Below are 21,361 nucleotides of genomic sequence, written 5' to 3'. Positions count from 1 at the left end.
TCTCTGCGTCGTCCCGGCGAAGGCCGGGACCCATAAACCACAGGATTGAGTTTGGCGAAGACTTGGAGTCGCCAGCTCGCGCAACAACTTCCTTTCGGGGCTATGGGTCCCGGCTTTCGCCGGGACGACGGGGACCAAAATGGCGATCGCCGACAAGCTCGTATTGCAACGCCAGCGTCATCTGAAATGGCGCTCGCTCGACTGGCTCGAGCTTGCGCTGATGATGCTTTGTGGCGTGCTGTGCTTCGGTTTCTCGCTCTCGGTGACCGCCGACATCGTCACGCGCACCATCGGTCATCCCTGGCTGTGGCTGCAGGAGGTCACCTCGACGCTGTTCATCTACGCGATCTTCATTGGCACGGCGGCCGCGACGCGGCGCAACGACCATCTCTATCTCACCGCGATCTCCGAGGCGATGCATGGCACGCCGCGGCTGATCGTCGAGGTCGTCATCCGCATCGTTGTGCTCGGCGTCGCCGCCTGCCTGATCTGGTACGGCTATCTCAACTATCTCCGTGGCTTCGGCAGTTTTCGTCTCCCGTCGGGCACGCCGATCGCCTCGCTCTATGCCATCATTCCGGTGTCGGGCGTCCTGATCGGCCTGTTCACCATCGAGCAGCTCGTCAACGGCCTGCGCAACGGTTTTGATCATCCCGAGCCGCCAGACGAAGTTGCTGCGCCTCCCGCGGCCGGCGAGAGAAGGGTGCAGCCGTGAGCGCACCCGTCGTCCTGGCGTTGATGTCGTTCTGCTTCCTTTTCTTCGGCTATCTCGGTGTGCCCGTGCCGTTCTCGCTGATGGCGGGCGTCTTCATTGGCGCAATCCTGTCCGACGTCTCGCTCGCCGCCATCATTCAGAAGATCTTTGACGGCGTCGATTCCGAGGCACTGCTGGCGATCCCGTTCTTCCTGCTGGTCGGCGAACTCATGAGCTCGGCGAACGTGGTGGTGCGTATCGCGAACCTCTCGGTATCGCTGGTCGGGCATATCAGGGGAGGGCTGTCCCAGGTCGTCGTCGTCTTCAGCATGTTCTTCTCGGAAATGTCAGGCTCGACCACGGCCGACGTCGCCGTGATGAGCCGTGCGCTGGGAGGCCCGATGAAGCGCGAAGGCTACGAGCCCGCATTCATCGCTGCGATCATTGCGTCGGCCTCGACCATTGCGGCGCTGGTGCCGCCGAGCATCACCGCGGTGGTCTATGGCGCCGTCGGCAACGTCTCGATCGCCGGCCTGTTCATGGCGGGCGTGGTGCCGGGCCTGATGATCGGCTTCGGCCTGATGATCTACTGCTATTTCTTTGGCCCCTCGGGCCTGCGCAAGCCGCGCGCGCCGCTGCGGCAGGTGGTGTTCGCTGCCGGCGATGCGGCCTTGCCGCTGATGATCCCGGTGATCCTGCTCGGCGGCATCTTGACCGGCTGGTTCACGCCGACGGAAGCCGGCGTCGTCGCCGTGGCCTGGATCATCCTGGTCGTGATCCCCGCACTGAACCGCGGCCACTTCAAGAAGATTCCGTACGATTTCTGCCTTGCCGGGCTGATCTTCGCGCTGCCGCTGATCACGATCGGCGCCGCCAACGCGTTCGGCTGGATGCTCGCCTATTTGCGCGGCGCGAACTACATCGCGGAATGGATCACCTCCATCGCCGGTAACGATCCGCACCTGATCATGCTCCTGATGGTGCTGCTGTTCACCGTCGTCGGCGACTTCATCGAGCCGGTGCCGACCATCATCATTTTCATGCCTCTGGTCAACGCGCTGACGGAGGCGGGCGACATCAACGGCGTGCATATGGGCGTGGTGCTGATCGCAACGCTCGCCTTCGGCCTGATCACGCCGCCCTATGGCCTCGTGCTGCTGATGGCATCGAAATTCGTCGGCATCAGCTTTGCGAAGGCGCTGCGCGCCGCGTTGCCGATCTACGTCGTGTTCTTCGCCACCATCGCGTTTGCGATCTATTTCCCGAGCGTGGTTTTGTGGCTGCCGCGGCACGTGCTTCCCGAGTCGGTCGGTTGCTTCAAATCGCCGGCGGGCACAGGCTATCTCTGCCCTCAGTAGGTTGGCGGCTATTTGCCCTTGCTGGTGAATTTCTTCACGGCCACCCGAAAATCGTCCGTGTGCATCGCCATAATGATCTTGTGCTCTTCTGCGTCGAGCTGCTGCCTCACCGGCGTCGTCGTGGCCTGATAGACGAGCGACTTTGTTCCCGCAATCGCCGCTGGCGGGGTTTGCGCGAGGCGCTCTGCGAGCTGCCGTGTGGCCGCCTTGAGCTCAGCCGCGGGAACGACCTTGGCGACGAGACCCCATTCGTGGGCCTGCTGCGCGGTAAAGCTGTCCTCCGCAAGGAAGATCTGCAGCGCGCGCCTTGTGCCGACGGTTCCTACAATCCCGACCGTGCTGCCGCCGTCGGGCGAGACGCCGATCTTGGCATAGGCCGGCGTGAACTTGGCATCTTCCGCGGCGATGCAGAGATCGGTGACGAAGGCCAGTCCCATGCCGGCACCGGCGGCCGAGCCGTGCACGCTCGAGAGCGACAATTTTGGCATGCGCCTGAGCGTCTCGATGAACGCGTGATAATGCTTCAAAAGCTCGCCGACGACCGGTGTCACCGTGTTAGCTTCGGCCGCAGCACCGATGGTCTGCAGATCGCCGCCGGCGCAAAAGGCGCGGCCTTCGCCTTCGATGACGATGACCCTGATCGCATCGGAGGCCTCGATCTCGACGGCGAGCTGCTCGAGCCTCTGCGCGATCGCGAGATTGATCGAGTTGAACGCTGCGGGGCGGTGGAGCGTGATGGTGGCGACGGGGCCGTCGATGCGCAGCAGGGCGGCATCGTCGGGGTGGGAGGCGGTGGACGCGGACATGGCAAATCCCCGGCAAGAGGTCTTTGCCGCAACTAAATCGCAGAAGGCGAGGGGAGACAATCCCTACCGTCAGTCGCTCTTGCGTTACCGGGAACGATAGGGTCAAATGGCGGTGCCATCGTTTAGGGACGGACACGAGCGCCGGCTCCTCGACCGACAAGGCCAGCAAGCCAAAATCAGCGAGAGAGAGGAGACGACATGGGTAACGCTCGTGTCCAGAAAGTTGGGCCGTTCCGATGACGGACGGTTCGGTGATCATCGTCGGCGCGGGCCATGGCGGCTACCAGGTTGCCGCGTCGCTCCGTCAGTCCGGCTTTGCCGGTCGCATCTGCCTGATCAATGACGAGGCGCATCCACCCTATCAGCGGCCGCCTTTGTCCAAGGCCTATATCAAGGGCTCGGCTGGCCCTGAAAGCCTGATGTTCCGGCCGGAGAAATTTTATACCGACCAGAAGATCGAGCTGATTGCGGGACGCGCGACCTCGATCGACCGCGCCGCGGGCAAGGTTCATCTCGCCTCCGGCGAGACGTTCGACTACGGCCACCTCGTGCTGGCGACGGGAGCGCGCAACCGGTTGCTTGATCTGCCCAACGCCAATCTGCCTGACGTCAAATACCTGCGTATCCTCGATGAAAGCGAGGCGTTGCGGAAGATCATCCCGTCAAAGACACGGGTCGTGGTGATCGGTGCCGGCTTCATCGGCCTCGAATTCGCATCTACCGCCCGGATCAAAGGGCTGGAGGTTGACGTGCTCGAGCTCGCACCGCGCGTGATGGCGCGGGCGGTGACGGCGGAGGTCTCGGAGTATTTCCAGGAGCGCCATCGCGAGGCAGGCATCCGCATCCATCTCGGCGTGCAGGCGACCAGCATCGAGGCCGAGGGCGGCGAGGTCACCGGTGTCTCCTTGAGCGACGGCCGGCATCTGCCGGCGGATCTTGTCGTGGTCGGCGTCGGTGTGTTGCCCAATATCGAGCTCGCGGCAGAGGCGGGGCTGCCGGTCGCCTCGGGCATCATCGTCGACGAATATCTCCTGACGGCCGATCCGAACATCTCGGCAGTCGGCGATTGTGCGCTGTTCGCGAGCCCGCGCTTCGGAGGCTCGCTGCGGCTGGAGTCGGTGCAGAACGCGACCGACCACGCCCGCTGCGTGGCGGCGCGGCTGACCGGTGACAAAAAGGTCTATGACGGCCAGCCCTGGTTCTGGAGCGACCAGGGCGATGACAAGCTGCAGATTGCGGGGCTGACGACAGGCTACGACCGCGTCGTGCTGCGCGGCGGTCCCACGAAGAAGGCGTTCTCGGCTTTCTGCTACAAGGGCGACAAGCTGCTCGGCATCGAATCCATCAATCGCGCCGGCGATCACATGTTCGGCCGTCGGCTGCTCGGCATGGACCGCTCGCTCGCTCCCGAGAACGCCGCGGACGAGACCTTCGATCTGAAGAGCGCGCTGGCTTGATCAGCGTTCGTTGAGGACAGCCGAAACTTCTTCCGCCGTCGGCATCGAAGGGCCGGCACCCATACGCTGCACGGAGATCGAGGCGGCGGCGTTGGCAAAGGCGAGCGCGTCGCGCAGGGCCGCGCCACCTGCAAGCTGAGCGGCCAGCGCGCCGACGAAGCAATCGCCGGCGCCGGTGGTGTCGACGGCCTTCACAACGCGGCCCGGCACGACCAGCTCCTCGCGGCCCGCGAGCGCGACGACGCCGCGCTTGCCGAGCGTGACGCAGATGGTCTGATCCGGGCTCGCCTGAAGCCGCCGCGCTGCATCTAGGATCCGCGCAACGTCGTCGCTGTCGGACAACGCCACGTCGGCGAGCAGGCCAAGCTCGGTCTCGTTCAGCACCAGCACGTCGACCAGTTCGAGCAGGTCGCGGCCGAATATCTGTGCCGGAGCCGGATTGAGCATCGTCTTCGCCTGCGCGGCGCGGGCACGCCGGAAAAAGGCAGCAATCGTGGGCAGCGGAATCTCGAACTGGCTGACGGCGACATCGCCCATCACCAGGGGTACAACGCCGACGTCCTCGGCGCTGACCAGCGCATTGGTGCCGGGAATGACGACGATGGTGTTGTCGGCCTCGGCGACCGTGATGATGGCGGTGCCGGTGTGGGCCTCCGCCGTCTCCTGGACATAGCCAAGATCGATGCCTTGACCTTCGAGGAACGCCTTCAGCTCTGTGCCGAAGGAGTCCTTGCCGAGCCGGCCGATCAGTGTCGTCCCCGCGCCAAGCCTTGAAGCCGCGACCGCCTGGTTCGCACCCTTACCGCCCGGGAAATACAGCACCTCTTTGCCGGCGACGGTCTCGCCGACCCTGGGATGGCGATTGGCGGTCGCCACCACATCCATGTTGATGCTACCGGCCACGAAGACACGCCCCATGTGAAACCCCAGCGAAGCCTAGACCCTCACCTCGAATTCCTGCCTGACTTTGGCGATGTCGACAAGGGTCGGCAGTCCGGCCTCGTTACCGAGGCGCTGGATCTTGTGGGTCGAGGCGGCGCGGGCGAAGTCGAAATGCTCGCGCCAGCTTTTACCGGGATGGGCGAGGTAGGAATAGATGTAAGCGCCGTGGAACACGTCGCCGGCGCCGTTGGTGTCGATCACGCGCTCGCGCGGGATCGGCATCGCGGGCATGATGTCAACCGCTCCGGTCTCGTTGTACCAGAGCAGGCCCTTCTCGCCCATGGTGACGCCGCCGATCTTGCAGCCGCGGCTCTTGAGATAATCGAGCATCTTGTCCGGCGTCAGATCCATCTGCTCGCACAGCCGCTCCGCGACGATTGCAACATCGATGAATTCAAGGAGCTCATGCGTGTTGGTGCGCAGGCCGCCGCCGTCGAGCGAGGTCAGAATGCCGGCCTCGCGGCACACCTTCGCGTAGTGGATCGCAGCATCCGGCTGGTGGCCGTCGATATGCAGCGCGCGACAACTGCCGAGATTGAGGATCGGGAAGGGATGGATGTGGTGATCGTCGCGGCAGCGGACGATCGCCCGCTTGCCGTCCTTGGGCATGATGAAGGACAGCGAGGACTGGTTGACCTTCCGGTTGTGCAGCGAGATCGCGTATTTGGCGCACATGTCCTGGAACATGCGGCCAAGCCAGTCGTTCGCGACGGTCGCGATCAGGTCGGGCACGATTCCCAGTTTGGCGCAGCAGAAAGCCGCCGTGACCGCATTACCACCGAAGGAGACCGCGTAGGCGTCCGCCACGTGCTTCTCGTCGCCGGTCGGCATGTGGTCGGTAATGAAGGTGACGTCGATATAGGTCTGTCCGATAAAGAGAGCCTGCATTGGTTGTCCGTGATGCGCTGGGTGGTCCCGGCCGGCGGCATTACATTAGCACCGCTTCCGCGGATGGAACGCGGAAATTATTCGCAAAGGCACCGCCCTCAGCGCTTGAGGTGAGCATAGGGCCGGAATACGACCATCACTGGGCAATGCCAAGCCCGGACAAATGCCGTATTTCGAGCCGTTGTTCCGGGTCGATCAACTAAGGGGGGAACATGATCACCGGCCTCGATCACGTGGTCGCCCTGGTCAGCGATATCGCCGCCGCCAGGGCTGCGTATCAGACCCTGCTGGCACGGGCACCGGCCTGGCAAAACTCCGGCGACGGTGCCGACCGCGTACTGTTCACCCTCGACAACATGACGCTGGAATTGATGGCGCCGAGCGGCTTCAGCGTCACCGCCGACCGGATGCGCGCGCTGCTGGACGACCACGAGGGCATGCTCGCAAGCCTGTGCTTCCGCGTTGCAGACATTGGCAAGGTGCACCGGCGGCTCGACCGGGTGGCGCTGAAGCCGGAGCCGGTCACCGAGGTCGAGAGTCGCGACGACGAGAGCGGCGCGGTGCTGCACTGGAGGCGCACCCGCACGTCCACCGAACTCACGCGCGGCGTGCGCATGTTCTTTCTCGAGCTCGCCGAGCAGCGCCCGATCTCGGCGGCAACCGACGTCGGCCCGATCGAAGGGCTCGACCACGTCGTGGTCGCGACCGAGGATTCCGAGCGTGCCGCGTCGCTCTATGGCGCCCGGCTCGGGCTCGACCTGGCGCTCGACCGCTCGCATCACGACTGGGGCCAGCTCATGTTCTTCCGCTGCGGCGATCTCATCGTCGAGGTGGTGCGGCGGCCGGTTGCGGGCGGTGACCTCACCCATGACCGGCTCTGGGGCCTGAGCTGGCGCGTCGCCGACATCGAAGCGACCCGCGCCCGCCTGATCGCCGCGGGCGTCGACGTCAGCGAGGTGCGCAACGGCCGAAAGCCGGGCACGCGGGTGATGACGGTGCGCACCGGCACCTGCGGCATCCAGACGATCCTCCTCGAGCGCGCACCAAAGCCGGCAGCGTGATCGCTCGCATTCTCAAACCCACGCGCGCGTGATACATGCAATCGGGACAAGTATTGGCGGGCAAGCGGTTTGGCGAAGGCAAAACGAACTCTCAAATGGCAGCGCGACCCGGAAGGGATGCGGCTTCGCATCCTCGAAGCCGCCAAGCAGGAGTTTTCGGCCCATGGCCTTGCGGGTGCCCGCGTCGATCGCATCGCGGCCAAGGCCGGCGCCAACAAGCGCATGCTCTACTACCACGTCGGCAAGAAGGACGAGCTTTATCTCGCGGTGCTGGAGGGCGCCTATGAGAAGATACGCAACGAGGAGCGGGGGCTCGATCTGGAGCATCTCGATCCGCCCGAGGCCATCAAGCGGCTGATCGAGTTCACCTGGAATTACTTTCTGCGAAACCCCGAATTCCTGTCGCTGCTCCAGACCGAGAACCTCGCGCGCGCAAGACATCTGAAACGCTCGACCAAGGTCAAGTCGATGCACTCGCCCTTCGTCGAGATGATCCGTGCCGTGGTCCGCCGTGGCGTCGAGAGCGGCGACTTCCAGGTCGCGGTCGATCCGGTGCAGCTCTACATCTCGATCGCGGCGCTCACCTTCTTCTATCTCTCCAACAGCGCCACGCTGAGCGTGATTTTCGGCCGCGACCTGCTCGCGAAAGACGCCAAGGAGGAGCGGCTCGCGCACATGGTCGGCCTCGTGCTGGCGGCACTGACCGGGCGCTCGGCGGAATTGTTCGACATGGTCAAGGCGCCGAAGCCGCGCGTGGCGCAGCACCAGCCGGTCTAGCCGGGGCCGACGGCAAACCAAAATCTCGAAAACAACCCCATGCAAAGTAGCCGGTAGCCGCCGGTCTGATGCCTTGCGCATTCCGCGAAGCCTTTGACGCGTCGGGTAAATCAGCGGCGCGAGGCCGTCATCGGCATGCCGTTCGACCCATCCTGCGCACTGCTTCGATAGCCCCAGCTGTCATCGCCCGCGAAAGCCGAAAGCGGGCGATCCAGTATTCCAGAGCAGTGCGAGGATACGTAGAAGCTGCGGCGTACTGGATTCCCCGCTTTCGCGGGGAATGACGCTGGAAGCGTGGCGCGACTGTTCCGCTATCTAAACGAAGAAACGGGAACAGCCGCAAAACGCCACAGGGAAAGCACTGGACAGTATTTATCCAACAAGTTAATTTCTCCCAAGATCGAACCCAAGAACCAAAAAGAAGACCGGGAGTGAGATGTGGCGGAGGCCAAACCGCAGAGTGCGCTGTCGAAAATGCTGAACGCGGTCTGGGTGCGGCCGTTCCTGTTCCTGGTATTCGTCGTCATTGCCTGGGATCTCGCGATCCGGCTGTTCAGGATTCCCGCCTACCAGATTCCGGCGCCGGCCGACGTCGTCGCGGTGCTGCGCACCGACTGGCCGGAACTGTTGCGACAGTGCTGGCCGACGACCTATGCAACGGTCTGCGGTTTCCTCCTGTCCGCGCTGTTCGGCATTCCCGTGGCGATGCTGATCGCAGGCTCGAAGACGGTCGAGAGCTACGTCTATCCGCTTCTGGTGTTCTCGCAGTCCGTGCCGAAGATCGCGATCGCGCCACTGTTCGTGGTCTGGTTCGGCTTCGGCATCATTCCAAAAGTGATTTCCGCATTCCTGCTCGGATTCTTCCCCGTGGTGGTTTCCGCCGTGCAGGGCTTCAAGTCGGTCGATCCTGATATGGTCGATCTCGCTCGCGCTATGCAGGGCAGTCGCTTCCAGGTGTTCCGCGCGGTGAACCTGCCGCATGCGCTACCGGCGATCTTCTCCGGCCTGAAAGTCTCCGTGACGCTCGCCGTCGTTGGCGCAGTTGTCGGCGAGTTCGTCGGTTCCAATTCCGGTATCGGCTACGTCATGCAGCGCTCGATCGGAACCTTCGACCTGCCGACGATGTTCGCGGCGCTGGTGATCCTGGCGCTGCTCGGCGTGGTGCTGTTCTGGATCGTCGACCGGATCGAGCGCCTCGTCATTCCCTGGCATGTCAGCCAGCGCGAGGACGTCATTTTTGCCTCTTAGAGCATGATCCGGAAAAGTGTGCAGCGGTTTTCCGATGCTCAAACAAAAGCTAAAACAACGAATGGCCAGCAACGGCCGAAACAAAACGACAAGGGAGAGACGTGATGAGGCGGTGGATAGGAGTTGTCTCGGTGACGCTGATGGCGCTCTTCGTCGCGCCGGCACAGGCCGCCGACAAGGTCGTGCTGATGCTCAACTGGTATGTCTATGGCGAGCACGCGCCGTTCTATTACGGCAAGGCCAAGGGCATTTACGCCGCTGAAGGCATCGACCTCGAGATCCAGGAAGGCCGCGGCTCGGCGGCAACGACGCAGGCCGTTGCGGCCAAGACCGCCGACTTCGGCTATGTCGACGTTCCCACCATGATGCGCGCCGCAATCAAGGGTGCGCCCGTGATCGCGACCGGCGTGCTGCTCCAGACCAGCCCGATGTCGGCGATGGGTTTTGTCGACAAGAACATCAGGAAGCCCGAGGACATCAAGGGCAAGACGGTAGCGATCACCCCCGCGGACTCGATGACGCAGATCTGGCCGTTGTTCCTGAAGAAGACTGGCCTGAAGGAGAGCGACTTCCAGACCGTTGCCGGTGACGGCCAGACCAAGCTCAACGCGGTCATCAACGGCCAGGCCGACCTCCTCCTCGGCTATGTCATGGACCAGTCGATGAAGATCAAGGATGCGACCGGCAAGGATGTTTATCCGATCAAGTTTGCCGACTACGGCATCAACATGGTCTCCTCGGGCATCATCGCCAACGCGGACTACGTGAAGGCCAATGCCGATCTCGTCCGCCGCTTCATGTCGGCGACGACCAAGGCGGTGGAAGCCGCTGAGAAGGACCCGAAGGCCGCCGCGCAGTCGATCCTCGACGCCAATCCGAAGGGCGGCAAGATCGACACGCTGACGCAGGGCTTTGAGCTGACCATTCCGCTCTACCGGACCGCCGAGACCAAGAACAAGCGGCCGTTCCAGGTCACCGACCAGAACATGACCGATACGGTCAACCTCTTGGTCGAATATGGCGGTCTCGATGCCAAGGCCAAGGAGAACCCGAAGGCGTTCTACACCAACGACTATCTGCCGAAGGGCGACTCGTGAAATCGGCGGCCAAACCAAGCGACGTGCAGCCGGCCGCTCATCTTCGACTGGTGAGCGACCGGGCCGGCAGCGACACGTCGGGCATCAAGCTGTCCGGCGTGTCGAAAACCTATCGTTCGCGCGACGGCGACGTGCCGTCGCTGCGGCCGCTCGACTTCCACATCAATGAGGGCGAGTTCTTTGTCGTGGTCGGCCCCTCCGGCTGCGGCAAGTCCACGTTGCTGAAACTGATCTCCGGGCTCTTGCCGCCGTCGAGCGGTGAAATCCTGGTCGACGGCGAGAAGGTGACGAAGCCGCACGGCAATGTCGGCATCGTCTTCCAGAACGCGCTGCTGCTACCGTGGCGCAACATCTTGACCAACGTGATGCTGCCGATCGACATGAAACGGCTGCCGCGGGCGAAATATCTCGAACGCGCGAAGCAATTGCTGAAGCTGGTCGGCCTCGAAGGGTTCGAGAAGAAGCTGCCCTGGCAGCTTTCCGGAGGCATGCAGCAGCGCGCCTCGATCTGCCGTGCGCTGGTGCACGATCCCAAGATCATGCTGATGGACGAGCCGTTCGGCGCGCTCGATGCGCTGACGCGCGAGCGCATGAACGTGGAGCTGATGCGAATCCAGCGCGAGACCGGCAAGACGGTGCTGCTGATCACGCATTCCATTTCAGAAGCCGTGTTCCTCGCTGACCGAGTCCTGGTCATGACCGAGCGGCCGGGCGCGATCGCGGCGATCTACGACGTGCCGCTGCCGCGTCCGCGTTCGCTCGACGTGATGGCCGACCCCGTCTTCACCGAGCTCGTGCAACGCATCCGCACGCACTTCTTCACGCAAGGTGCATTGGATTAAGGCAATGCGATTGGTTCTGGCCGTAGCCAAGAAGACGGTGCGCTTCCTCCCCCGCCTGCGGGGGAGGGTTGGGGAGAGGGTGTTTCCGCTCGCGAAAACCCTCCAGAGGAGAAAACCCTCACCCGGCACTTCGTGCCGAGCTCTCCCGCAAGCGGGAGAGCTGCACCGCGGCCGCGGCCAAACCTCGCTCACCAACCTCGTCAGGCCGTAACATGTCCCCGCGCCTGAAGCTGCGAGACATCGCATTTTTCGAACGGCCCGTGCGCTTCACGCGGCCGTTCCGTTTCGGCGCTGTCACCATCAGCGCAACGCCCCAGATCTTCGTGCGGGCCGAGATCGAGGTCGAGGGCAAGGGGACGGGTAGGGGAACCGCAGTCGGCGCCAGCGCCGAGCTGCTGGTGCCAAAATGGTTCGACAAGCGGCCAGAGCTCTCGCCGGAGCAGACGGTCGATGAGTTGCGCCGCTCGCTCGAGATCGCGCGCGAGCTCTATCTGGCGCAATCGGGATTCCATACCGCATTCGGCCTGCACGCCGTCTGTACCGGCGCGCATGTTGCCGCCTGCGCAAAAAGGGACATCCCAGCGCTCACGGCTGCCTACGGCCCCGCCGAGATCGACAAGGCCGTCCTGGATGCGCTGCTGCGGGCAGCCGGGACAAGTTTCTTCGATGGCATGACCGAGAACATCGCCGGTGTCGATGCCCGGCTTGCGCCCGATCTGGTCCGCGCCGACATCGCAAAATTCCTGGGCGAGCGTAAGCCGCTGCTGCGGGTCGCGGTCAGGCACACGGTTGGTCTCGACGACAACATCGAAGGGAAGGGCGGCGTCGCTGATGCGCAGGAAAACCGCGGGGCGCGTTATTTCAAGCTCAAGCTTTCCGGCAATCCGCAAGATGATGCGAAGCGGCTGGCGCGCATCGGCACCGAGCTTGGGACGCTCGGACATGGCTACAAGGTTTCGCTCGACGCCAACGAACAATACGCCGATCTCGCCGCGCTGCACGCGCTGATCGATCGGCTTGACCGGGACGCGGCGCTACGGTCGATCGCGACGCGACTGCTCTACATCGAGCAGCCGATGCCCCGCGATATTACCCGGCAGACGCCGCTTGGCTCGCTCGCGGCACGCAGCTTCATCATCGACGAGGCCGACGATTCCTATGATGCCTTCCCGGCAGCGCGGGCGCTCGGTTATCGCGGCATTTCGTCGAAATCCTGCAAGGGCCTTTACAAGTCGATCATCAACGCTACCCGCGCCGCGAAATGGAGTGCCGGCGGCGAAAAGTTCTTCGTCACCAGCGAGGACCTGACCTGCCAGGCCGGCCTTGCAGTCCAGCAGGATCTCGCGCTCGGCGCCCTCATCGGCATCACCCACGCCGAGCGCAACGGCCACCACTATGCCGACGGCTTTGGCGATGCGCCCGCAGGCGAAGCAAGGGCGTTCGCGGTCGCGCACCCCGATCTCTATGCCGATACCGGCCGGGGCATCCGCCTTTCCATTCACGACGGCGATCTCCTGACGGGATCGCTCGCCATACCGGGCTTTGCGACGTCGGTCCATCCGGACTGGTCGGCACTGGCGCCGCTCGAGCAGCCAAGATCACTCCAGGAGCAATCGGCATGACCACGCAACGCCTCGGCCTCATCATGAACGGCGTCACCGGCCGCATGGGGCTCAACCAGCATCTGATCCGCTCGATCGTCGCGATCCGCGACCAGGGCGGCGTCAAGCTGAAGAACGGCGACCGCGTGATGCCCGATCCGATCCTGGTCGGCCGCAGCGCCGACAAGATCGAGCGGCTGGCAAAGCAGTTCAACATCACGCGCTGGACCACCGATCTCGATGCGGCGCTGGCCGACGAGAACGATAGCGTGTTCTTCGACGCCGCGACCACGCAGGCGCGACCGAACCTGCTGACCCGCGCGATCAACGCCGGCAAGCACGTCTATTGCGAGAAGCCGATTGCGACCAATTTCGAGGAAGCTGTCGAAGTGGTGCGGCTCGCCAACGCGAAGGGCGTCAAGCACGGCACGGTGCAGGACAAGCTGTTCCTTCCGGGATTGAAGAAGCTCGCGTTCCTGCGCGATTCCGGATTCTTCGGCCGCATCCTCTCGGTGCGCGGCGAGTTCGGCTATTGGGTATTCGAAGGCGGCTGGCAGGAGGCGCAGCGGCCATCCTGGAACTATCGCAATGAGGATGGCGGCGGCATCATCCTGGACATGGTCTGCCACTGGCGATACGTGCTCGACAATCTCTTTGGCGACGTCGAGAGCGTGGTCTGCATCGGCAACACCGACATTCCCGAACGCTATGACGAGCAGGGCCAGACGTACAAGGCGACGGCCGATGACTCCGCCTACGCCACCTTCCAGCTCAAGGGCGGCATCATCGCCCATATCAACATGTCCTGGGTCACGCGCGTCTATCGCGATGATCTCGTCACCTTCCAGGTCGACGGTACGCTCGGCTCGGCCGTGGCGGGCCTCTCCGACTGCATGATCCAGGCGCGCCAGGCGACGCCCCGGCCGGTGTGGAATCCCGACGAGAAGCGGCTGCATGATTTCTACGGCGACTGGCAGAAGTTGCCGGACAATGTCTCCTACGACAACGGCTTCAAGGAGCAGTGGGAGATGTACATCCGGCACGTCTGCGAGGATGCGCCGTACAAGTTCACGCTGCTCGAAGGCGCCAAGGGAGTACAGCTCGCCGAATGTGCGCTGAAGAGCTGGAAGGAGCGGCGCTGGATCGACGTTGCCCCGATCAAGGTCTGAGGAGGAAGCCATGAACAAGCCGGTCATGCCGACATCGTCCTTGTCGCTGAAACTGCCGAAGGCGGATCGTTCGATCGAGATCTATCGGCTTGCTGCCTCGCGCAGCTTCCCTGCAAAGCTCGAGGGCACGCTGAACCGCGTTGCGTTCTCGGCCGCGCACATGGTGGCTGATCCGCTCGCCGACAACGATCCCTGGCTCTCCGCCGCTATCGACTGGGACAAGACCATTGCCTTCCGCGAGCATGTCTGGGATCTCGGTCTTGGTGTTGCCGAAGCCATGGACACCGCGCAGCGCGGCATGGGGCTGGACTGGCCGACCTCGCTGGAATTGATCACGCGATCGGTCGCAGCCGCAAAGCGGCGCAACGCGCTGGTGTTCTCGGGGGCGGGTACCGATCACCTCGCGGTCGAGGATGCCAAAGGCCTCGACGACGTGATCCGCGCCTATGAGGAGCAGATTGCGGCGGTCGAGAAGGTCGGCGGCCGCATCATCCTGATGGCGTCGCGGGCGCTGGCAAGACTCGGCCGCAATGCCGACGACTACGCCAAGGTCTATGACCGTGTGTTGTCGCAAGTCCGCGAGCCCGTGATCATCCACTGGCTCGGAGACATGTTCGATCCGGCCCTGACGGGCTATTGGGGCACCACGGATCTGGACAAGGCGATGGATACCGCCGTCGCCATCATCAACGGCAATGCCGCCAAAGTCGATGGCGTCAAAGTCTCGCTGCTCGACAAGCAGCGCGAGATCGACATGCGCCGTCGCCTCGACCAGCGCATCAAGATGTACACCGGCGATGACTTCAACTATGCGGAGCTGATCGCCGGCGACGAAGAGGGCTTTTCGCACGCATTGCTCGGTATTTTCGACGCGATCGCGCCGGCGGCCTCATATGCGCTGTCGCGGCTCGCGGCCGGCGACGAGGCCGGTTTCCACGACGTGCTGGGGCCGACCGTGCCGCTGTCGCGTCACATCTTCAAGGCGCCGACGCGGTTCTACAAGACCGGCGTTGTGTTCATGGCCTATCTGAACGGCCACCAGGATCACTTCACCATGGTGGGCGGACAGGAGAGCGCGCGCTCGACGCTCCATCTGGCCGAGCTGTTCCGGCTCGCTGATCAGGCCGGGCTGCTCGCCAATCCGGAAGCCGCGACACAGCGGATGAAGACCGTGATGGCCTCACGCGGAATCGAAGCCTGATGCGCGACTTCTCTTCCGATCATCGCTGGCTGTCGCTGAACACGGCGACGGTCCGCAGGCAGGGCGACCTCGTCGCCATCATCGACGCCTGCGCGCGCCACGGCATTCGCGCCATCGATCCCTGGCGCGATCAGGTCGCCAATGTGGGGCTCGACCGTGCCGTGCGCGCGGTGCGCGACGCCGGGCTGGAGCTCTCGGGCTATTGCCGTGGCGGCATGTTCACGTCCGACGCTGCGCGCCGCACGGAGGTGCGCGACGACAATCGCCGCTGCGTGGACGAAGCCAAGGCGCTTGGCGCCTCCTGCATCGTGCTGGTCGTCGGCGGCCTGCCGCAATATTCGCGGCCGGGCAGTGGCGCCTCGAAAGATATCGTTTCAGCGCGTGCGCAGGTCGAGGATGCTCTCGGTGAAATGCTCGACTACGCCAGTCAAGCAAGACTGCCGCTTGCGATCGAGCCGTTGCATCCGGCTTATGCCGCGGACCGCGCCTGCGTGAACACGACGAAGCAGGCGCTCGATATCTGCGACCGGCTCGATCCCGGTCGCAGCGGTACGTTGGGCGTCGCGCTCGACGTCTATCACATCTGGTGGGATCCGGAGCTGATGAGCCAGGTCGCGCGCGCGGGCCAGGATCGCCTGCTGGCGTTCCATGTCTGCGACTGGCTGGTGCCGACGAAGGACATCCTCAACGACCGCGGCATGATGGGCGACGGGGTGATCGATATCAAATCGGTGCGCTCCGCGGTCGAGGCCCAAGGCTATGCCGGCTATTCCGAGATCGAGATCTTCTCCAATGACTGGTGGGACAAGCCGATGGATGAGGTGTTGCGCACCTGCATCGAACGGCACCGGAGCGTGGTGTAGGATCGGTACTCAGGCAGCGATGCGAAAATCACTGGCTTGCAATCACTGGCTTGCCGTCCGGGGCAGCGCGTTGAAGCGCCTTCTGCTCGCTGCTCAGCGTCGCATAGAACTCGTCCAACGCCGGCTGCACCCGATTGGCGAAATCGTTCGTTGTTGATGGCCACCGGCCTTGGGATCTTCCGACGCAGGCAGCCGTCACTCCAGCTTGTCTGCCGTAGGCATTCGGGCCTTGGCCGAAAATGCGAGACACGTTTCGAAACTCACTCCTTGTCGCGGTGCTCGAGCTCCAGCGTCACCAGCCTCGCCAGCAGGGTCGCCGGATAGAGCTGTCCGAATATGGCTTCGAGATTGCAGAGGCTGCGAACGATGGGATGCACGGGTGCAACGTCGCCGTAGCCGGTCGTCGTCATGGTTGCGAAGCTGAAATAGATCACTTGGCTTGCCAGCGCCGGACTATCTTGCACCTTCATGCCGGAAAAGGCTTCCGGCACGAGCGATCCGACGAAGGTGAAAAGAGCTGCGAAGATCACGGCGACGGTGAAGTAGAGCAGGACGGCGCCGATGACGCGATGAAAATTGATGCGCCCGGGTGCAAAGGTCGCGCGCGCCACAGCCCACGCCATCGCGACGCCGAGGATGAACCATGAGCCGGCGAAGAGGTTGAGGTCGAGCAGCGAGGGCGAGTGGAAGCGCAGGACGGCGCCGATGACGATCATGACGAGTGCGAGCAGCATCGCCGCGACCGCGATCGGACTCCCCGAGATGATGAAGATGCCGCAAACGAGCAGCAGCGCGAGTACGAGCTCGGATACCTGGAAGGCGAAGATTCCGAGGGCCTGGAGCGGCGCAACGACGAACATCATGACGACGAGGAGTCCGGTCAGCGCCGTCAAGAGCGGATCGGCCCAGCGCTTACGCAAGCTCTCGATGCTCATGTGTTTCCTCGCCACCCATCAGCCGATCGAGCACGGCACGCTGAGGAAGCCGCGGAACCGGACGCGGCCGCCACGCACGGGCTTCCCGCTCAAGGCATAGTTCGGGAAGCGCGCCAGGAAGTGCGAAATCGCGATGGCGCCTTCCAGCCGCGCCAGCGCCATGCCGGCGCATTGATGCGCGCCGGTGGCGAAGGCGAGATGGCGGTTAGGTGCGCGCGCGATGTCGAAGACTTCGGGATCAGGAAATTGCGCGGGATCGCGGTTCGCAGCGCCAATGCACAGCGTAATCGAGGTGCCGGCCTCCAACGCCACGCCGCCGAGCTCGACCGGCTCGGTGGTCATGCGGTTGCCGAGCTGGTTTGAGCTCTCGTAGCGCGCCATCTCCTCGACCGCCGTCTTGATCAGTTCGGGGTTCTGGATCAGCCGCTGCTTCTGGTCGGGATGGCGGTCGAGTGCCACGAGGCCGTTGCCGATGAGGTTGGTGGTCGTCTCATGGCCGGCATTGAGCAGGAAGATGCAATTGTGCAGCAGCTCGGTCTCGGTCAGCCGTTCGCCATTGTCCTCGCCGCTATCTTCTCCCTGGATCAGGCGCGTCAGCACGTCGCGCTCGGGATTGCCGGGTTTTTGGCGCCGGCGCGCGACAAGCGTTGTGAGATAGGCAAGGAAGTCCTTCACCGCTTGATTGCCGCGTGCAAAAGCTTCCGGCGAGATGACTGGCTCGAGCGCGCCCAAAATCGCCAGCGACCAGCCGCGCAGCGGCTCGCGCTCGTCATGGGGGACGTCAAGCAGGTTGCCGATCACCTCGATGGGGATGGAGGCGGCGAAGTCGCCGATCAGTTCGCAGTCGCCTTTGGCAGCGATGGCATCGAGCAGCCGATCGACCAGCGCAACCAGATCGACCTCCATGCTGGCGATCGCGCGCGGCGACAGCGCGCCCATGATCAGGCGCCGCACGCGGGTGTGGGCGGGCGGATCGTTGAAGACGAGGCTCGTGGTGTGGTGCTCGTAGAGCAGGGAGGCGCCGTATTTCGGCGCGAACTCCTTCTTCTTGTCCGAGCTGAACGATCTCGTGTTCTTGTAGGCGGCGACCAGATCGTCATAGCGCGTCAGGAACACCGTGCCGTTCGGCAGGCGCTTGACCGGCTCGTTCTCCCGCAGTGCACGATAGGTGGGATAGGGGTTGTCGTAGAATTCCGCGGTCAGCTTCTCCAGGTCGAAGCTCGCCGCCAGCTCTCTCGCGTGTGCGTTCATCCCGCTATACTCACCGGTTAAAGCCGATATGCCGTTATTGTTCTTCGAACGACGCGTGCGTCCGTCTAGACTTCTTCCGACTTGCTAGCCGACTGGACACCAAAATGCACGCGCGCACTGATGCTGATGCCCCGCCGTCATGGCCTGACGAGATCTTCGCGGCCCTGGAGCGCTTCGATGTCCGGCAGGTGCCTTATGTGCCCGATGCCGGACACTCCAAACTCATCGAGCGCGTGCTCGCGTCCTCCAGCATGCGCGGCATTCCGCTGACGACCGAGGAGGAGGGCGTGGCGCTGCTTGCCGGCGCTTGGACCGGCGGACAGCGCGGCGTGCTGCTGATGCAGTCGAGCGGGGTCGGCAATTGCATCAACATGCTGTCGCTGATCCCGATCCTGCGCTTTCCGTTCCTCACGCTGGTGACGATGCGCGGCGAATGGGGCGAGTTCAATCCCTGGCAGGTACCAATGGGATCGACCACGCAGGGCGTGTTCGAACTCTCCGGCGTTAAGGTGCTGCGCGCGTCGCAGGCCGCCGAAGTGCCGGCCGTGCTGGAGGCCGCCGCAGCGCAGGCCTACAACGCGTTGACGCCGACCGCCGTTCTCCTGTCGCAGCGCCTGATCGGTGCCAAGGTTTTCACCAAATGAGCAAGACCAATCTCCTCGATCGCCGCCAGGTCGTCACCGCGCTGCTTGCGAACCGCAGGGATGTGGTCGCGATCGGTGGTCTCGGCGCCTCGACCAACGACATCAGCGCCGCCGGTGACCATGCGCGCAACTTCTATCTCTGGGGCGGCATGGGCGGCGCCGCGATGATTGGCCTGGGGCTGGCGCTGGCCCAGCCAAAACTGCCGGTGCTGGTCATCACCGGCGATGGCGAGATGCTGATGGGTATGGGGAGTCTTGCCACCATCGGCCTGCAGAAGCCCGCCAATCTCTCGATCGTGGTGCTGGACAACGAACGCTATGGCGAGACCGGTGGCCAGACCAGTCACACCTCGGCCGCCGCCGATCTCGTCGGCGTCGCCAAGGCCTGCGGTATCAAGGACAGCCGGGCGATCTCCACCATGGCGGAGGTCGAGGCCTTCGCCGCGTCCGTCCATGACGTCTCGGCCGGCCCCCGCTTTGCCAATGTGAAGATCGACAGTGCCGAACTGACCCGGATCCTGCCCACGCGCGACGGCACCTACATCGTCAACCGGCTGCGCGGCGACCTCGGGTTCCCGCCGATCTAGCTCAGTGCCGGCGGCCCAGGGGGCGATATCCCGCTGAGTCGCCAACGCATTTTGGTTGCATCGCAGCATCCTGCTTGACTTTTGCGTGGGTGAGTGCTTACTCACTCACATGAGCTCATTGCGTATGACCAGCGACCTGAGGAGGCAACTCATCCTCGGTGCCGCTAAACGTTGTTTTGCCCGTCACGGGTATACCGGCACCACGACCAAGAGCGTGGCGGCCGCGGCTGCCATTTCCGAGGCGCTGCTGTTCAAGCATTTTCCGTCCAAGGCGGCGCTCTATGCCGAAATCCTCAGCGACGAGTGCGAGGCCGATCCGGCTCTGATGGAGCTTCTTGAGCGTGAGCCGTCGACGGCCACCCTGGTCGAGCTGATCCGCAGCCTGTCTCTTATACACAGAGCCGTCTTCGTCGCCTCGCTGGAGCGTGCGGTGGCGGCGGGGGACGCGAGGCCCTGCGCAACGGCGCCGCTCAACCTGTTCTGGTTCGCGCACCATTCGCTGATGACGGCTGCGCTGACCAGGCTGCCGGCCACGCCCTGCCTCGCTTACGGCAAGGCGGACGATCTGGAAGGGCAGCTCTGTGAGTTTCTCCTGAGAGGTATCGGACTTAACGACGCCGCAATTGCTTCGCATCTGGGCCGCGCTTTGGCGCCGGGTGCCGGCAAGGCGGCGATTGCAGAAAGTGCATGACATGAACATCGTGGCTGAACACAAGATATCGGGCGAACCGATCGACAAGGCGCCCAAGCGCCCGGTGAAGCCGGTGCGCTGGTTCATCATTGTCGGTTTGCTGCTCGGCGCACTCGTCGGCGGGCTGGTCTGGTTCAATTCGTTCCGTGGCCAGATGATCAAGCAGTTCTTCGCCAACAACAAGCCGCCGCCGGTGAGCGTCAGCGCGGCCGAGGCGAAGAACGAGGTGGTGCCGAATCTGTTGACCGCGGTCGGCGAGCTCGCCGCCGTGCATCAGGTCAATGTCACCGCCGACGTCAACGGCCGTGTCACGGAGATCAAGTTCGAGCCGGGCGCGCATGTCGAGGAAGGCACGCCACTGGTGCAGCTGTTCGACGCGCCGGAGCAGGGCGATCTCGCCAACTTCAAGGCGCAGGCGACCGTCGCGCAACTCTCGCTCGATCGTGCCAAGCAGCTCGCCGCGCGCCAGTTCAGTCCGCAGGCGACCGTCGACCAGGCGCAAGCCTCCTACGATCAGGCGATGGCAGGCATAGCCAAGACGGAAGCGCTGATCTCGCAGAAGCTGGTGCGGGCGCCGTTCTCCGGCGATCTCGGCGTGCGCAAGGTCGAGGTCGGCCAGTATCTCACCGCGGGCACGGCGATCGTGTCGCTGACGGATCTGTCGGTGCTGTGGGCCAACTTCACGGTGACGGAGAAGGACTCAGGCAATCTCAAGGTCGGCCAGGCCGTGCGGCTGAAGGTTGATGCCTATCCGGGCCGCGTCTTCGAGGGCAAGATCACCACCATCGAACCGCAAATCGCGAGCGACACCCGCAACATCCGCGTGCAGGCGACGATCGCGAACCCGGGCAAGATCCTCAAGCCAGGCATGTTCGTGACCACCACCGTGGTGCTGCCGGACAAGCCGCCGGTGATCACCGTTCCGGAGACATCGGTCGACTACACGCTCTATGGCGACTCCGTGTTCGTCATCACCGAGAAGAAGGAGGATGACGGCAAGACCAGCCTGAATGCGGTGCGCACCTTCGTGCAGACCGGCAACCGGGTCGAAGGCCGCGTCGAGATCCTGAAGGGCCTGAAGCCGGGCGACAAGGTCGTCGCCGTCGGCCAGCTCAAGCTGCAATCGGGTGCGCCGGTGGCGATTTCGTCCGATCCGGCACCGGCCGTTCCTGCGCAGCCGCCGCGCTACTGATTGACGCGCTCGCGTGATCCGGCCTGACGCCGGATCACGCCACTCAAGCAAACGAAT

The 21,361-nt window shown here is 63.8% G+C and carries 21 protein-coding genes; 16 read left to right on the top strand and 5 right to left on the bottom strand.

What is annotated here, in order from left to right:
* Positions 1–139: 139 nt before the first annotated feature.
* Both SO180_RS14365 and SO180_RS14360 read left to right on the top strand, forming a co-directional pair.
* Positions 140–715 carry a TRAP transporter small permease gene (locus SO180_RS14365; RefSeq protein WP_449379480.1) on the top strand — a complete coding sequence of 192 codons (576 nt, stop codon included), beginning with the start codon at positions 140–142 and terminating at the stop codon, positions 713–715.
* Positions 712–2,052 (top strand): TRAP transporter large permease, encoded by a 1,341-nt coding sequence (locus tag SO180_RS14360; protein WP_449379479.1) that lies wholly within the window; start codon positions 712–714, stop codon positions 2,050–2,052. Before SO180_RS14365 ends, SO180_RS14360 begins: the two co-directional genes overlap by 4 nt.
* A gap of 8 nt (positions 2,053–2,060) precedes the next feature.
* On the opposite strand, the gene SO180_RS14355 is transcribed toward SO180_RS14360, so the two are convergent.
* Positions 2,061–2,858, bottom strand: coding sequence for an enoyl-CoA hydratase/isomerase family protein (locus tag SO180_RS14355; RefSeq protein WP_449379478.1), 798 nt, complete (start codon positions 2,856–2,858; stop codon positions 2,061–2,063).
* 236 nt (positions 2,859–3,094) lie between these two features.
* Between SO180_RS14355 and SO180_RS14350 the strand changes: the two genes are divergently transcribed.
* The gene (locus SO180_RS14350) at positions 3,095–4,315 is read left to right on the top strand and encodes an NAD(P)/FAD-dependent oxidoreductase (RefSeq protein ID WP_449379477.1); all 1,221 of its coding nucleotides are present in this window, start codon (positions 3,095–3,097) and stop codon (positions 4,313–4,315) included.
* On the opposite strand, the gene SO180_RS14345 is transcribed toward SO180_RS14350, so the two are convergent.
* Both SO180_RS14345 and SO180_RS14340 read right to left on the bottom strand, forming a co-directional pair.
* A complete protein-coding gene (locus tag SO180_RS14345) occupies positions 4,316–5,233 on the bottom strand; it encodes a ribokinase (protein WP_449379476.1) in 918 nt (305 codons plus the stop codon).
* An 18-nt stretch (positions 5,234–5,251) separates the two neighbouring features.
* Positions 5,252–6,145, bottom strand: coding sequence for a sugar kinase (locus SO180_RS14340; RefSeq protein ID WP_449379475.1), 894 nt, complete (start codon positions 6,143–6,145; stop codon positions 5,252–5,254).
* Positions 6,146–6,357: 212 nt separating this feature from the next.
* Between SO180_RS14340 and SO180_RS14335 the strand changes: the two genes are divergently transcribed.
* The 9 genes from SO180_RS14335 to SO180_RS14295 all read left to right on the top strand — a co-directional run bounded on the left by SO180_RS14335 (position 6,358) and on the right by SO180_RS14295 (position 16,004).
* Positions 6,358–7,206 carry a VOC family protein gene (locus SO180_RS14335; protein WP_449379474.1) on the top strand — a complete coding sequence of 283 codons (849 nt, stop codon included), beginning with the start codon at positions 6,358–6,360 and terminating at the stop codon, positions 7,204–7,206.
* Positions 7,207–7,275: 69 nt separating this feature from the next.
* Entirely contained in the window at positions 7,276–7,983 is a 708-nt protein-coding gene (locus SO180_RS14330) for a TetR/AcrR family transcriptional regulator (protein WP_449379473.1), read from the top strand.
* 438 nt (positions 7,984–8,421) lie between these two features.
* Positions 8,422–9,231, top strand: a complete 810-nt coding sequence (locus SO180_RS14325; protein ID WP_449379472.1) for an ABC transporter permease — start codon at positions 8,422–8,424, stop codon at positions 9,229–9,231.
* Positions 9,232–9,335: 104 nt separating this feature from the next.
* Complete coding sequence (locus SO180_RS14320) at positions 9,336–10,328, top strand: ABC transporter substrate-binding protein (protein WP_449379471.1); 993 nt, start codon at positions 9,336–9,338, stop codon at positions 10,326–10,328.
* Positions 10,325–11,170 carry an ABC transporter ATP-binding protein gene (locus SO180_RS14315; RefSeq protein ID WP_449379470.1) on the top strand — a complete coding sequence of 282 codons (846 nt, stop codon included), beginning with the start codon at positions 10,325–10,327 and terminating at the stop codon, positions 11,168–11,170. Before SO180_RS14320 ends, SO180_RS14315 begins: the two co-directional genes overlap by 4 nt.
* Before the next feature lie 212 nt (positions 11,171–11,382).
* Positions 11,383–12,792 carry a hypothetical protein gene (locus SO180_RS14310; RefSeq protein WP_449379469.1) on the top strand — a complete coding sequence of 470 codons (1,410 nt, stop codon included), beginning with the start codon at positions 11,383–11,385 and terminating at the stop codon, positions 12,790–12,792.
* On the top strand, positions 12,789–13,940 hold the full coding sequence (locus SO180_RS14305) for a Gfo/Idh/MocA family protein (protein WP_449379468.1): 1,152 nt from the start codon (positions 12,789–12,791) through the stop codon (positions 13,938–13,940). Before SO180_RS14310 ends, SO180_RS14305 begins: the two co-directional genes overlap by 4 nt.
* 10 nt (positions 13,941–13,950) lie before the next feature.
* The gene (locus tag SO180_RS14300) at positions 13,951–15,141 is read left to right on the top strand and encodes a dihydrodipicolinate synthase family protein (RefSeq protein ID WP_449379467.1); all 1,191 of its coding nucleotides are present in this window, start codon (positions 13,951–13,953) and stop codon (positions 15,139–15,141) included.
* Positions 15,141–16,004, top strand: coding sequence for a sugar phosphate isomerase/epimerase family protein (locus SO180_RS14295; RefSeq protein ID WP_449379466.1), 864 nt, complete (start codon positions 15,141–15,143; stop codon positions 16,002–16,004). The genes SO180_RS14300 and SO180_RS14295 overlap by 1 nt, the downstream gene beginning before the upstream one ends.
* Before the next feature lie 260 nt (positions 16,005–16,264).
* Here the strand turns inward: SO180_RS14295 and SO180_RS14290 are convergent, their stop codons facing one another.
* Together SO180_RS14290 and SO180_RS14285 are read right to left on the bottom strand one after the other, a co-directional pair.
* Positions 16,265–16,939 (bottom strand): ion channel, encoded by a 675-nt coding sequence (locus tag SO180_RS14290; protein WP_449379465.1) that lies wholly within the window; start codon positions 16,937–16,939, stop codon positions 16,265–16,267.
* A gap of 18 nt (positions 16,940–16,957) precedes the next feature.
* Complete coding sequence (locus tag SO180_RS14285) at positions 16,958–18,190, bottom strand: cytochrome P450 (RefSeq protein WP_449379464.1); 1,233 nt, start codon at positions 18,188–18,190, stop codon at positions 16,958–16,960.
* 104 nt (positions 18,191–18,294) lie between these two features.
* Here SO180_RS14285 and SO180_RS14280 point away from each other — a divergent pair, with 104 nt between their 5' ends.
* The 4 genes from SO180_RS14280 (at position 18,295) to SO180_RS14265 (ending at position 21,304) form a co-directional block, all read left to right on the top strand.
* Complete coding sequence (locus SO180_RS14280) at positions 18,295–18,834, top strand: phosphonopyruvate decarboxylase (protein ID WP_449379463.1); 540 nt, start codon at positions 18,295–18,297, stop codon at positions 18,832–18,834.
* Positions 18,831–19,421 carry a thiamine pyrophosphate-dependent enzyme gene (locus SO180_RS14275; RefSeq protein ID WP_449379462.1) on the top strand — a complete coding sequence of 197 codons (591 nt, stop codon included), beginning with the start codon at positions 18,831–18,833 and terminating at the stop codon, positions 19,419–19,421. The genes SO180_RS14280 and SO180_RS14275 overlap by 4 nt, the downstream gene beginning before the upstream one ends.
* Positions 19,422–19,530: 109 nt before the next feature.
* A complete protein-coding gene (locus SO180_RS14270) occupies positions 19,531–20,112 on the top strand; it encodes a TetR/AcrR family transcriptional regulator (protein ID WP_449379541.1) in 582 nt (193 codons plus the stop codon).
* A 1-nt stretch (position 20,113) separates the two neighbouring features.
* A complete protein-coding gene (locus SO180_RS14265; protein WP_449379461.1) occupies positions 20,114–21,304 on the top strand; it encodes an efflux RND transporter periplasmic adaptor subunit in 1,191 nt (396 codons plus the stop codon).
* The last annotated feature ends 57 nt before the right edge of the window (positions 21,305–21,361 follow it).

The organism is Bradyrhizobium sp. UFLA05-112 (assembly GCF_053572325.1).
This window is presented reverse-complemented; position numbering and strand designations above follow the sequence as displayed.